Raw genomic sequence first — 259 nt, forward strand, 5'->3', positions numbered from 1 at the left:
CTCATAATGATGGGGTCACAGGTTCAAATCCCGTAGTAGCCACCATACAACTTTTAATTGATTTACCAATCGTCAATTAAAATATAGAATAACTACTCTTTGTAGATTAAGTGACTATCAGCCCTTAATAATCAAACAGCAGAACGCGGACGTGGCGGAATTGGTAGACGCACCAGATTTAGGTTCTGGCGCCGCAAGGTGTGAGAGTTCAAGTCTCTCCGTCCGCACCATATTTAAAGATGCATTATCTTGGTTTAAT

1 tRNA gene is annotated in these 259 nt (G+C 40.9%); it reads left to right on the plus strand.

The features are described from left to right. Positions 1-145 precede the first annotated feature (145 nt). Positions 146-230 (plus strand) — tRNA-Leu (locus tag F8B77_RS17415). The last annotated feature ends 29 nt before the right edge of the window (positions 231-259 follow it).

This window comes from Aliivibrio finisterrensis, from assembly GCF_008933155.1.
Classification (GTDB): Bacteria; Pseudomonadota; Gammaproteobacteria; order Enterobacterales; family Vibrionaceae; genus Aliivibrio; species Aliivibrio finisterrensis.